General features: G+C 61.9%; 11 protein-coding genes and 1 pseudogene. 6 read left to right on the top strand and 6 right to left on the bottom strand.

From position 1 onward, the window contains the following. The first annotated feature begins 37 nt into the window (after positions 1–37). Together ABH922_RS24085 and ABH922_RS24080 are read left to right on the top strand one after the other, a co-directional pair. The gene (locus ABH922_RS24085; protein WP_424809331.1) at positions 38–565 is read left to right on the top strand and encodes a peptidase; all 528 of its coding nucleotides are present in this window, start codon (positions 38–40) and stop codon (positions 563–565) included. A gap of 260 nt (positions 566–825) precedes the next feature. Continuing rightward, positions 826–1560 (top strand): TMEM165/GDT1 family protein, encoded by a 735-nt coding sequence (locus ABH922_RS24080; RefSeq protein ID WP_424809330.1) that lies wholly within the window; start codon positions 826–828, stop codon positions 1558–1560. An 83-nt stretch (positions 1561–1643) separates the two neighbouring features. On the opposite strand, the gene ABH922_RS24075 is transcribed toward ABH922_RS24080, so the two are convergent. Next, positions 1644–2666: an ABC transporter substrate-binding protein gene (locus ABH922_RS24075; RefSeq protein WP_424809329.1), complete on the bottom strand. Its 1023-nt coding sequence runs from the start codon at positions 2664–2666 to the stop codon at positions 1644–1646. Positions 2667–2987: 321 nt separating this feature from the next. On the opposite strand from ABH922_RS24075, the gene ABH922_RS24070 reads away from it, so the two are divergent. After that, positions 2988–4403 (top strand): amidase, encoded by a 1416-nt coding sequence (locus ABH922_RS24070; protein WP_424809328.1) that lies wholly within the window; start codon positions 2988–2990, stop codon positions 4401–4403. 67 nt (positions 4404–4470) lie between these two features. Here ABH922_RS24070 and ABH922_RS24065 read toward each other — a convergent pair whose 3' ends face one another. Genes ABH922_RS24065 through ABH922_RS24050 form a run of 4 tightly spaced genes read right to left on the bottom strand, consistent with a single transcriptional unit; the run spans position 4471 to position 7890 of the window. Further along, positions 4471–5337, bottom strand: a complete 867-nt coding sequence (locus tag ABH922_RS24065; protein WP_424809327.1) for an SDR family oxidoreductase — start codon at positions 5335–5337, stop codon at positions 4471–4473. 25 nt (positions 5338–5362) lie between these two features. Further along, complete coding sequence (locus ABH922_RS24060) at positions 5363–6226, bottom strand: MaoC/PaaZ C-terminal domain-containing protein (RefSeq protein ID WP_424809326.1); 864 nt, start codon at positions 6224–6226, stop codon at positions 5363–5365. Between the two features lie 4 nt (positions 6227–6230). After that, positions 6231–6662 carry a type II toxin-antitoxin system Rv0910 family toxin gene (locus ABH922_RS24055; RefSeq protein ID WP_424809325.1) on the bottom strand — a complete coding sequence of 144 codons (432 nt, stop codon included), beginning with the start codon at positions 6660–6662 and terminating at the stop codon, positions 6231–6233. A 37-nt stretch (positions 6663–6699) separates the two neighbouring features. Further along, complete coding sequence (locus ABH922_RS24050; protein WP_424809324.1) at positions 6700–7890, bottom strand: lipid-transfer protein; 1191 nt, start codon at positions 7888–7890, stop codon at positions 6700–6702. A gap of 100 nt (positions 7891–7990) precedes the next feature. Between ABH922_RS24050 and ABH922_RS24045 the strand changes: the two genes are divergently transcribed. The 3 genes and pseudogenes from ABH922_RS24045 (at position 7991) to ABH922_RS24035 (ending at position 12326) form a co-directional block, all read left to right on the top strand. After that, a complete protein-coding gene (locus ABH922_RS24045; RefSeq protein ID WP_424809323.1) occupies positions 7991–8683 on the top strand; it encodes a TetR/AcrR family transcriptional regulator in 693 nt (230 codons plus the stop codon). Positions 8684–9704: 1021 nt separating this feature from the next. Then, positions 9705–10955, top strand: coding sequence for a hypothetical protein (locus ABH922_RS24040; protein WP_424809322.1), 1251 nt, complete (start codon positions 9705–9707; stop codon positions 10953–10955). Further along, positions 10952–12326, top strand: a pseudogene (locus ABH922_RS24035) (lipase family protein). The gene ABH922_RS24040 and the pseudogene ABH922_RS24035 overlap by 4 nt, the downstream one beginning before the upstream one ends. Here the strand turns inward: ABH922_RS24035 and ABH922_RS24030 are convergent. Continuing rightward, complete coding sequence (locus ABH922_RS24030) at positions 12323–12496, bottom strand: hypothetical protein (RefSeq protein WP_424809321.1); 174 nt, start codon at positions 12494–12496, stop codon at positions 12323–12325. The pseudogene ABH922_RS24035 and the gene ABH922_RS24030 sit on opposite strands and share 4 nt — an antisense overlap. Positions 12497–12588 lie beyond the last annotated feature (92 nt).

Here is a 12588-nt window from a genome sequence, read left to right as displayed (position 1 = left end):
TTTCACCTACCCCGAGTGACAGGTAGGGAGGATCGAGATGAACAAGCGCGATGCAATAGGGATCTCGGCATTCCAGGCAGCCGGGGATTTACGGGGATTCGTCATTTCGGGTCGGTGGCCCGATACCACCCGGGAGTGGGCGGAGTTGCTGGCCATGACGGTTCGGGTGGCATCGCTTCCCGGCGTGTTGTCGACGTCGACCGTGTTCGGTGTCCGTGAGGAGGTACCGGACGACCCGCAACCGACCGCTGTGGGCCTGGTACTGGCCGAGGGCCCGGTCATGGGGGATTTCGCACTTCCGGCGGGCCGCTTCTCCGACCGGCAGCCACCCGCGTTGATCATGCTGCATCCACCGTCGGAAACCAGGTCCAGCCTGCCCGAATGCGAGGGCAGTGCGTCCGGGTGCGTGTTGCTGCCCGGCCTGCCCTACCTGGGGTTGGACCACCGCGCAGCCTGGGTGGAGGCCGAGGCGGACGGAACTGTGGTCTCGATGGTCAGCCGGGTGGGTATCGATCCGATCAACGATCCCGACACCGCAGTTTTGGCTATGCTCCTCGCCTCGTGACGGACCCGGTAACGCAAAAGTTCGGACTCCCAAACTTGGTGTGCGCATTGCGATTTCACAACACGCAGGCTAACCTGGCTTTCGACGAAGGGGAGTAGCCCCCAATCGCCTGTGTCGACATACTGGTTCACCGCCGTCCGCCTCCGCGGATCGCGTCGCACCCGGCCTGGCGAACCGAAGGTCTCTCGGGACCGCCGGTGGGCGAGACCTTCGGCCGGGTAGGCGCACCACAGCGTCTGCTCAGACCGAAGGGGTGCACAGTGCTTGCCGCAATACTTTTGAGCTTCGGCGTTATCTTCGTCGCAGAACTCGGCGACAAATCACAGTTGATGGCGATGACGTTCGCTCTGCGCTACCGGTGGTGGGTCGTTCTCGGCGGGATCACCGTCGCCACCACACTGGTTCACCTGGTTTCGGTGGCTGTCGGTCACTACGTCGGGGTTGCGCTGCCCACCGGGCTGATCAGCATCGTCGGTGGAATCGCGTTCCTGATCTTCGGCCTGTGGACCTTACGCGGCGACGACCTCACCGACGAGGAGCAGAACAAGGCCGGTCGCGTCACCCGGTCCGCTTTCATCGCCGTCGCGTCCGCCTTCTTCCTCGCCGAACTCGGCGACAAGACGATGCTCGCGACCATCACCCTGGCCACCGACAACGACTGGGTGGGCATCTGGATCGGTTCCACCGTCGGCATGGTTGCCGCTGACGCGCTGGCCATCATCGTGGGTTCGGTTCTGGGCAAGCACCTTCCGGACGGTTTCATCAAGATCGGCGCTGCGGTGCTGTTCTTCGTCTTTGGTATCTGGCTGCTTCTCGAGGGGATCTACCCGGACTCGCCCGCCGGCATCATCGGCGGCGGAGCGGTCCTGGGAGTATCGGTGGTGGGTGCGTCGATCCGGATGATCTGCAAGCGCAACCGTCGATCAGAGCCGGATTCTGATCATCTCGGCGATCCGCTGGAAGCGCTCGAGAGGCGTAAGAGCCCAACCGAATGACGCGACGCCACGGCGTCGGCAGTGCCGAGCAGTTCCAATTGCTCAGCGCGGTTGTTCGCGCATCCGGACGCCGCGCAGTCGGGTCATGAAAGATGCTGCAACACATTCTTTTCGAGCTCATCGAGCCAGTTGATCGCAGTGCCGTAGTCACTGACCTGCGTACTGATTCCATACGACTGTTTGGCGACCACCGCCGGAATTCGATTCCACAGCGGGCTGGCGAAGATGGATTTCATTCCGGCGGAATCGGTCCCATCAGGCTGCTTGGGGTAGACGAGCACCGTAACGTCGCGAAGCATCTCGAGCTGTTCGAGCGGAAAGGCCTCGAATCCGGTGGACGGATTCAGGTCGGGGATGAACTCGCCGGTCGTCACGCCGAGATCGGTCAGCATCGCTCCTGACACTCCGGTCGGGTACAGGATGGAGAACAGGCCCTCCGAACCACCGATGGCAACCTGGGCCCAACGATTGTCGCGCAACCGGCCCGCGTATTCCGATCGAATCCGGTCCTGCACAGCTCGGTACCTGTCTCGTTTCGAGGTCAGCGCCGCACCTTTGTTCACCGCGTCGGCGACGCCTTCTGCCACTGTCCCCCAGTCCGAGCGGTCATTTCCCGCGTAGATGGCAGTCGGAGCGATCTTCGAGAGTTCGCCGAACATCGCTTCGTCGATTTCGTAGGCGTCCCCGACTATCAGATCAGGGGCGGCAGCTACGACAGCCTCACGATTGACTTCGAGGAAGACCCCGACCGTCGGCAATCCGTCGACGAACTCCTGTTGTGCCCGAGCGAACTGTTCGATGTAGGCGCTGTAGTCGAGGGTGGCCACCGGTCGTATTCCCACAGCTTGAAGCTGCCACGGTGTGTTGTACGAGACGGAGACCACTCGACGTGGGTCAACGGGTACATCAACCGGTCCGTAGGCGGTTTGGACCATTCGATACTCACCCTGTCCGACGGGAGCATTCCGACCGCTACTACAACCTGCAAGTATCAGCGAGGACAGCGCCGCCGTACCTGCTCCGAGGAATCCTCGACGCGTCAACGAGTCGACGATCCGCGCAAATTCGGTATCCGGGTCGACAGTGGGTCCAAGAAGTCGTGTCATAGCGTGAAAAGTACGCTCGCCTGCAGCGCTGTGGTGAAGCACGATGGCCAAGGGTTGTCTCCTTCACGCCAACATCCGGCGGTCCTGGCGGATCGGACGTGGCTGCAGATCGTTGCAATGCCGGTGGCCGACGTTTGCCCTCGACTACGACGCCGAAGTCTGCTCTTGCTCGTGTACATCGGCGCTGCGGCCTACTCGATGGAAGCTTCCCGATCTTCGAGACGGCTGCGATCAATCTCCAATGTGCGGATATCGGCATCGTCAGGTCGCTGGACCAATACCATGGCGGTCGACCTGAGACGACTCTGCCCAAGGATTCCCATGACCACTGGTTCTCCCGTGCACGCCTTCGCCGACGACGCCCTCGGCGATCTGGACGCAACCGGAGTCGCCGCAGCGATCCGCGGCGGCGAGGTGAGCGCCCGAGAGGCCATGGAAGCTGCCGTACACCGAGCCGAAGCAGTGCAGGGGCAGTTGAATGCGCTTGCCTGCCCCGATTTCGACCGTGCACTCTCACGCAGCAATCGCCCCGGTGCCGGCATATTCGCGGGCGTGCCCACCGCGATCAAGGACAACACCGACAGCGCCGGTCTGCCCACCCGGCAGGGAAGTAGATCCTTCACCGCGGCTCCGGCAAAAGCCGACAGCGATTTCGCGAAGCAGTTCCTCTCCACCGGAGTGATCTCGATCGGCAAGACTCGGCTGCCGGAGTTCGGATTCAGCGCGTCCACCGAGTACATGACCGAGGAAGCGGTGCACAATCCGTGGAACACCTCGTATTCTCCGGGCGCGTCGTCCGGGGGTGCGGCTGCTCTGGTGGCGGCCGGGGTGGTGCCGATCGCCCACGCCAACGACGGCGGTGGATCCATCCGAATTCCCGCAGCGGCATGCGGTTTGGTCGGGCTCAAACCCACACGCGGGCGAACGGTCAACGATCCGGCCGACAAGTCGATGCCGATCAGGTTGATCGGCCAGGGTGTCGTCACCCGCTCCGTCCGGGACACCGCTCGATGGATGGCGGGAGCGGAAAGCTATTACCGCAATCCTCGGTTGGCGCCCGTTCGACTGGTCGAGGGCTCGGGTTCTACTCGCCTGCGGGTGGGCGTGATCGTCGATTCCGTCACCACCACTCGCACCGACGACGAAACCCGCAAATCTGTCGAAGCCACCGCCGAGCTACTCGCCGGGCTCGGCCATCACGTCGAAGACGCGGCCTTGCCGGTCGGTCCGGGATTTGTCGAGGATTTCGGAATCTACTGGGGTCTACTCTCCTTCGCCATCTCCAATGGCGGAAAGCTGATGCTCGCACCGGATTTCGACAAGTCCGCGACCGATGATCTGACCAAGGGTTTGTACGCGCTGTACCGCAAGAACATCGCGAAGACGCCGCGAGTACTGCGTCGACTTCGGCAGCTACAGCAGGCATACCTCGACATGTTCCAAAAATACGACGTCGTTCTGTCCCCGACCGTCGCTCACACCACCCCCGAACTGGGATACCTCTCCCCCGCTCAACCTTTCGACGAGTTGTTCGACAAGCTGATCACCTACACGTCCTTCACACCGCTGAACAATGTCACGGGCGGACCCGCCGTGTCGTTGCCGTTGCATCAGAGCACCGCAGGGCTTCCGCTGGCCTCGCATTTCTCGGCCGACCTCGGTGACGAACGCACCTTGCTGGAATTGGCCTTCGAATTGGAGCAAGCACAGCCGTGGCGTCGCATCCAGGATTGGTGAGAGCCTGTGAACGCGACCTCGAAACCGACGGAACGATCCGATCCCTCCGAGTTGCGCCGGGCAGTATCTACAGCTTCGCCGCCAGATCGGCGATATCCCAGGGGCCCTCGCTCTCGATGGTGTTGACACCGTGCCAACCCGCCAATTCCGTGATAGCCCCGCCTTGCACGGCATATACCTTGCCGGTGAGTGTGCAGGCCGCTCCGGCAAGGTGCGCCACCAGCGGTGAGATGTTGGCGGGCGAGAATGCGTCGAACTCGCCGTCGGGTACTTCGGCGGCGAACAGCGCACCCATTCCCGGCGTCGCCAATGTCAGGCGGGTGCGGGCGATGGGCGCAATCGCGTTGACCCGCACCCCGTAACGGTCGAGTTCGTCGGCGGCGACCAGTGTCAACGCGGCGATACCGGCCTTTGCCGCGCCGTAATTTGCCTGCCCGGCGTTGGGCATGAACGTTCCCGACGCCGAGGCGGTGTTGATCACCGAAGCGTTGACCTCCTCCCCCGCTTTGCTCTGCGCCTTCCAGTACGCGGCGGCGTGATGCAATGTGGCGGCGTGCCCCTTGAGGTGCACGGCAATGACGTCGTCCCACTGACTTTCGTCCATACCGGCCACGAACGCATCTCGCAGAATGCCCGCGTTGTTGACCAGCACATCGAGACGGCCATACTCACCGACGGCTTGTTTCACAAGTCCCTCGGCCCCGTCCCACGTGGCGACGTTGTCGCTGTTCGCGACCGCCTTGCCACCTGCCGCCACGATCTCGTCCGCTACTTGCTGCGCCGGCCCGGCGTCCGTACCGGAACCGTCGTTCGCGCCGCCGAGATCGTTGACGACGACGCTCGCACCTTCACGCGCGAACAGCAGAGCGTGCTCACGGCCGATGCCGCGTCCCGCACCGGTGATGATCGCTACGCGACCGTCGAGACTTCCCATCAGTTCGGTTCTCCCATCAGAGTTTTCAGTCGGCGAGAACGACGAGACCGTCTTTGATGACAAGTTCGTCCGCCGTATAGGTTTCGAAAGAGTACGAGGTGGCTCCGTCCGCGGAACCGGACCGGTAGAACGTGGTGACGATGTCCTGCGTCGGGAGGACCGGTTTGGCGAAACGCACTGCCAGCCGCCGCAGCCGCTCGGTGTCACCGTCCGCGAGTTCGGTGAGTGCCGCCCAGGACGTGAATGCCATCGTGCACAGTCCGTGGTTGATGATTCCCGGCAGCCCGGACATCTTGGCGATCTCGTCGTCCAGGTGAATGGGCATCGGATCACCGGATGCCGGTGAGTACCTGAACGTCTGATCCTCGTCGATGTGTTGAGTGCTAGCGGCGGCTGGTTCGTTGCCCCGCAGTGCCTCGTCGAAAGGGTGACCGGGCGCTTTCTCACCCAAACCAGGGCCGGCATCGACCTTGCGGAAGAATGCCGTCATCCACTGTTCGTTGACCAATTCACCTTTTTCGGTAGTGGTTTCGACGTAAACGACGACGGTGGACCCGTTCTCTCGGCCTTCGAACCCGACCGGTTTGGCGCGTGCCACGAGGTGATCACCTGGATAGATCGGCCGATGGAAGTAGAAATCCTGCTCACCGTGTACCAGCTTCACGAGCAGTTCCACCGGCGCCACCGACAGTGCGGCCGGGGCCATCGACGTGAAGACCGGAACGACGGCGAACACCGGTGGCGCGATCTCGCCGCGTAGATGACGCTGGACGGGATCATTGGTGGCTGCGGCATATTCGGCGATACGTTCGGCCGTTACCTGGAAATGCTCGGGTTCGGTCCACACACCCAGTCCGGCGTCGTCGAACTCGACCGTGGGAGTTGTCACGGCGCTATCGGATCAGCTCGGCGAACTTCGCCAGGGAAACTTCGAGATCTGCCTTGGCATTCTTGGCAACCGCCTTGCCTATCGGCCCGACGATCATGGTTCCTTTGAAACTCGCGTCGACGGTGGCTTTGGAGCCGGTACCGTCGGGCTCCACCGAAAGTACGAATTCAACGGTGACGCCGGCCATCCCGGTGCCCGCTATTTTCACCATCTTCGGGATCTCGACCTCTTCGACGGTCCACTCGATCTTGTTGGCCATCCCCATCACCGAAACCACCTCGGTGAACTGTGCGCCCAGCTCCACTTCCGAGGGCAGATCGCTCTTCCAACTCTGGTGAATGGTGAGCCACTCCCCCCAGCGGGACAAGTCAGACAATGTATTCCACGTTTTTTCGGGCGAAGCGGGAAGGCCGGCGGAGACGGATACGGAAGCCATGACGAAACTCCTTGTCGGTGTGTGAATGCGGATCGGTTCAGCGGGCGTACGGCCTGTATGCGGTGACTACGACGGCACCGCCGAGACCGATGTTGTGTTGGAGGGCAACCTTCGCTCCGTCGACCTGGCGCTTGTCGGCTTTTCCTCGAACCTGCCAGGTGAGTTCGGCACATTGAGCCAGGCCGGTGGCGCCGAGCGGATGGCCCTTCGAGATCAGCCCCCCGGACGGGTTGACCACCCAGCGACCGCCGTAGGTGGTGTCGCCGGCATCGACGAGTTTGCCGCCGTCGCCGTCCGCGCACAGTCCGAGCGCCTCGTAGGTGATCAACTCGTTGGTCGAGAAGCAGTCGTGCAGTTCGATGACGTCGACGTCGGCCGCAGTGACACCTGCCTGCGCGTATACCTTCTGAGCCGCCTTACGGGTCATGTCCGCCCCGACGAGGCTGATGGCACTCTTGTCCTCGAACGTGCTCTTCATGTCGGTGACCATGGCTTGACCGACGATCTCGACGGCCTGTTCCCCGAGCCCGTGTTCGTTGACGAATGCCTCACCGGCAATGATCGCGGCTCCTGATCCGTCGGAGGTGGGCGAGCACTGGAGTTTGGTCAGCGGGCCGTGGATACGGCGTGCCTCGAGAATCTGATCGAGCGTGTATTCATCCTGGAACTGGGCATACGGGTTGTTGGTTGAGTGCTTGTGATTCTTGACGGCGATCTTCGCGAACTGCTCGGGCGTGGTTCCGTAGCGCTCCATGTGCTCGACTCCCGCTGCGCCGAACATGTAGGGGGCAGGTGGCATCGCAAACTCCTGCAGTTCGGCGAGCGCAAGAAGATGCCGCATGAGCGGCTGTTCACGGTCGTCGTATGTGGACCCGAGCGAGCCGGCTTTCATCTTCTCGAAGCCCAGCGCCAGGGCGCATTCGGCTTGACCACTCCTGACTGCTTGGACCGCCAGATAGAGAGCGGTAGACCCCGTCGAACAGTTGTTGTTGACGTTGACGATGGGGATGCCGGTCAGCCCGAGCTCGTAGACAGCCCGCTGACCTGCGGTGGACTCGCCGTAGACATAGCCGACGTACGCCTGTTCGATCTGCTCGTAATCGATACCGGCGTCCTCGAGCGCCTTGGTCCCGGACTCGCGCGCCATCTCGGGGTAGTCCCACTCCAAGGCCCCTGGCTTCTCGAATTTGGTCATCCCCACGCCGATTACGAAGACCCTACTGCTCATCGCCACTCCTGGAGAAAGGTATTTGTGTGTGACATGCCGTCCCACCAAAGTATGTGAGACATCTTGTCCAGTCAATATCGGCTCGAGTATCGTTCGGGAAATGACGGATACGTCGGAGTCGACACGCGAGGCCTCGCCAGACGGGCGCAGCACCCGTTGGAACGACCACAAGGAGCAACGCCGAGCCCGTATTCTCGATGCCGCCCTCCACACGATCGACGAGGACGGCGCCGACGCCGGTGTTCAACAGATAGCCGATCGTGCAGGGGTGCCGAGGTCGGTCGTCTACAGAATCTTCAAGGACCGTGCAGATCTGGACGAACAACTCCGAGTCCGCATCATCGACGTGATGATGAGCGAACTGGCACCGACCCTCACTCCACGGGGCACGGTCGGTGAGGCCATTTCGCGGGCTGTCGACACGTACATTCGTTGGATCGTGAAATATCCACGACTACACCACTTTCTGGGACGCGGGTCATCAAGCACTCGCACCACCGGATCGAAAGTGGTCACGGGCACCAAAACGGCCATCGGCGTCCAGCTGGGAAACTTCATGACTGCGGTACTCGACAGGCGCGGACAACCGTCGAAGCTGGCCGATCCCTTGGCTTTCGCCATCATCGGCTTGGTGGACGTGAGCGTCAATCGGTGGCTCACACAGCCCGATTCGGAGGTATCGAGCACCGAGTTGGCGGACTTTCTGTCCCTCTCGATCTGGCAGATCATCGACGGAAATCTTCGCAACACAGGAGTGGAGATTGCTCGGACCACCCCGGTTTCCGAACTGTGACCGCCGACGAATCGCCCTGACCTTCGACGGGCACGAACCGGATGCAGCTCGTGCACGTCCGGCTGCCACTGCTTCACGCTCACCCGGCGCGAGGTTGAACACTCCCGTCCGGAACCGTTACCGACGTCAACCCGCTCGTTACATCCGTCCACCGAACAGCCCGATCCGAAAGCATCACGGGGCGCCACAACCGATACGTCGTCAACTGATGATGAAACCTGCACAGACACTGAAGATCATCGGCCACCGTCCCACTACCCCAACCTGGATTGGCCGGATCGAATTCGGTGACGTGATCGAGCCGGCATCTACTCGCCGGGACCGAACATCCCGGAAACCGGCAGTGCCCGTCCACCGCACGCACTGCATCCGCCAATGCCGAACCAGGCTTGTACGTCAACGCCCCCGGTGGCAGCCGGACCGGGACTCCTCCCGCCAAATGCTGCACGGACGAGATCCGCTCACCCCGCACCCCGCGACCTGACGACTCGGTCCTTCGCCGGGGCGGGAAGCTTCACCGACTCGTGCGAGCGCCGCCGTCCCGAGAACCCGTTCAGGGTCCGAGAACGACAATCGGCAAACAGCGCCTGCCAGGTGGCGCCGTCGGCAAGCTCACGCGCGCAGTCTGCGTCGATCGGCCCGTATCCCTCGAGTGTTACCGGGTCGGATGGCAAACCCAATAGAGTAGTCAGATCACACCGATGCGCAGCAAAGGCTTTCAACGGTGAAGACCCTTGGATTCAAGGGTGCCCGAGACCGCACCCACACCGCCAGGCCGCATCCGAACACCCCTGTGCGCCAACATCATCTCCCGCTTGCGCGCCGCCTCCGCCAGATCGAACATACATTCGATTGCAGCTCATCCCGTCGACTCCTGCGGGTAAACAGCACAGCCTGAACTCGAATCGAAGTCACCCCCGATTTCACACGGAACAGCAATTCCATATGCACGATTTGGGTTAATTTGTCGTGATTCGACAATACTGTCGTGGACCCACCGAACCAGAGGTGAGCAAACGAAATGGCGCTGAACCAGACGATTCGTCGCGCCGCGATCCTGGTGGTCGCGGCGACGGTGTCACTGTCGACGTTTGTCGCCGGCCACGGTGTCGCCAACGCCGAGACCTATCTGGACCTCCCGTTGGTCAACCGCAACGCCGAACACGGTCCGGGAGGTGTCAATCTCTCGCTGCCAACCGATCTCGGCGCCCTTACCGTCCTGGTCGAGGACACTCGGACTGCCGGCATCGCGCCGAATCGCTACGCGGCGCTACTTTTCCAGTACCGACTGGTGGCGGCCACCGAAGCGGCAGGAATCGATCTCGCGTCATGGAATCCGCGTGACGGCGTCGAAGCCAATCGGGAGAATCTGGTCAGGTCGTATCGCTACTACGAGGACCTGCAACTGGCACACCGCGAGCTGCAATGGGCAGGCATGGGAGGGCAAGTCGGGGCCGATTTCGGCGGTGGGCTCGTCGATTTCGAGTTGACGACCACCCTGTATGCCCTCCCGTCGATACAGCAAAGCGCCCAGGCGATCGTGAAGTCGATGGCAGATGTGGCCGGCCCCCGGGCCATCGGGCAACTGCCCGAAGGACTTCGCGCGCTGGCTCGATCGGGCAGCACCATCACTGCCGACGACCTGCACTACATCCTCGAAATGATCCTGGTGATGCAGAAGAACATCTTTTCCGATCTGATGCCCATGCATCAGGCCTACGTCACCGAAGGTTTGCCCGCCTTGGAAGAAATGCGCGACGCCGGACTCTTCGGCGACGACATCATGGACGCCTGGCGTGACATCGCCTCCGGCGAATCTGCCCGCATCACGCACGGGAACGGCGTGCTGCTGCAACGGGAACAGGGCGTCGTCATCAAGGATCAGTGGGACACCGTTCGAGCCTACAAGGGCGACGTCGGACAGGCCGTCACCTACGTGTCCACACTTGCCGGTTCACCATCCGTCGCAGGTGTGTTGCCGCCCAGATCATTTCGTCCCATCGAAATCTCGGCGTCCCTACCGGACGGGCGTACCGTCACGGTCACGACTCCGTTACCCGACTGGAACTGGTCGGTGTACGACGACCGATGGGACTACATCACCACCCAACTACTCCCGAAATACAAGGTGATGGTCGAAGACCACTGGCCCATCCTCGAGGCCGAGCTGCTCGTTCCCTACGACGTTCAGCTGGAAAGTCATCGCCCGCTTCGGAACGTACCTCAGATGCTCGATTCGGCTCTTGCAAACACGAAAGTGGTGGTCACATGACGTCGAATCTCGATAAACGGGAGACTGGTCGCCTGCTCGGCGTGGCCACCGCACTAGCCCTGGCCGTGACCTTGGCCCTCTCCGGTCTCGCAAGTGCACAGCCGCCGACGGCAGACGACTTCCACACTTCTACACCGACATTGGCGGCAGTGTTCAACGGTTACGTGCTGGGCGCACTCGGTACCGGCAATTTCGGCACTCCGGACGAGATTCTCGCCGCTCTGAGCGAAGAAGACCCGTTCTACGACGAGCCACCGCTGACCGGAGCTGAAGTACCCGGCCAACTGCTTGGCCACAAGAAGATCGACGTCATGTTCGCCGGATACAAGCCGGGCAACCTCGACGCCTACAAGATCATGTACGTCACCACCGGAATCGACGGTGTGACGCCGACGATCAGCACCGGTATCGCCCTGATACCGAGAGACGGCAAGCCCAACTCGGAACGAAAACTGATCAGCTACCAGGAAGCCAATGACAGCGTCGGCGGTTACTGCCATCCCAGCACCCAGTGGACGGGCGGCAATCCGATGGACGGCTCGTCCTGGTCGGCACTCGGGCCGCTGGCGCTGATGTTCGACAAGGGTTATGCAGTAGTCATTTCCGACGTCGGGAACAACGGCGACCGTGATCCCCACGGCGTGTTCGCCGGAAAATTCGCCGGACACGCACAATTGGATGCCATCCGCGCCGTACTGCACCTGCCCGAGGCTGGACTGAATCCGAATCCGGAGATCGCACTGTTCGGCATCGCCGGCGGCGGCGTCGGATCGGCATTCGCTGCCGAGCAGGCTCCGACCTACGCGCCGGAACTGAATATCGTCTCCACCGTGCTCGAAGGAATGGTGGTGAAACCGAAGACCTTCATGGAAACCACCAACGGCTCGGTGGGTGCCGGTTTCGGCTTCGCGACCCTGCTCGGACTCGAACGGTGGTACCCGGAAATGAGATTGAACGACAAGCTCACCCCCGAAGGTCGGGCAATCGCCGACGACTATCGGACCCAATGCCAGACACCCGCCTACTTCAGTCTGCCGTTCGCCACCCTGGAAAACCTGTTCGTTCCCCGGCGTGGACGTGATCGGGGAACCCGATTTCCAACGTGCATACACCGACAACATCCTGGGACACGGGACACCGATGTCGAAGGTGCTGATCGCCTCCTGTGTCGAGGACGACTCACCGATGTCGCTGGTTCCGGCCGAGGATGCCCGTGAACTGGCGCAGAGCTACCGAAGTCGCGGTACCGACGTGAGTTATCAACCCACCGACTGCAGTATGCCGAGAGCCTTCGGCAACCTGTACGGATGGACCACCGACCTGTTCGGCATGCAGACCGTCGACTGGATCGACCACCAGTTCGGCGACTAAGCGCTCTGAGGGGCGGCGGAGTCGTTGATGCTCCGGATCACCGCTATCAGCCGCTGAGATTGCTCCGATGCGAATATCTGACCGGGTCCCGGCGGTGCCGCACCGGTGAACGGAGACTCGAAGAGCACGGCAGGGTCCATCGCGCCGTGTTTGGTGAGATGCGTGATCACCAACTGGACGAAATCGACCCACGTTATTCCAACTACTCGCGGAAGAGATCAACAGATCACCGTATCGTAGATACTGTTCGTCACGTTTGATA

Source organism: Rhodococcus sp. 27YEA15 (genome assembly GCF_049739425.1).
In the GTDB taxonomy this organism is placed as follows: Bacteria; Actinomycetota; Actinomycetes; order Mycobacteriales; family Mycobacteriaceae; genus Rhodococcus_F.
This window is presented reverse-complemented; position numbering and strand designations above follow the sequence as displayed.

Coding starts and splice junctions, on each gene's coding strand:
- ABH922_RS24085 (WP_424809331.1), top strand. CDS start 38: ATGAACAAGCGCGATGCAATAGGGATCTCGGCATTCCAGGCAGCCGGG.
- ABH922_RS24075 (WP_424809329.1), bottom strand. CDS start 2,666: ATGACACGACTTCTTGGACCCACTGTCGACCCGGATACCGAATTTGCG.
- ABH922_RS24070 (WP_424809328.1), top strand. CDS start 2,988: ATGACCACTGGTTCTCCCGTGCACGCCTTCGCCGACGACGCCCTCGGC.
- ABH922_RS24065 (WP_424809327.1), bottom strand. CDS start 5,337: ATGGGAAGTCTCGACGGTCGCGTAGCGATCATCACCGGTGCGGGACGC.
- ABH922_RS24055 (WP_424809325.1), bottom strand. CDS start 6,662: ATGGCTTCCGTATCCGTCTCCGCCGGCCTTCCCGCTTCGCCCGAAAAA.
- ABH922_RS24050 (WP_424809324.1), bottom strand. CDS start 7,890: ATGAGCAGTAGGGTCTTCGTAATCGGCGTGGGGATGACCAAATTCGAG.
- ABH922_RS24045 (WP_424809323.1), top strand. CDS start 7,991: ATGACGGATACGTCGGAGTCGACACGCGAGGCCTCGCCAGACGGGCGC.
- ABH922_RS24040 (WP_424809322.1), top strand. CDS start 9,705: ATGGCGCTGAACCAGACGATTCGTCGCGCCGCGATCCTGGTGGTCGCG.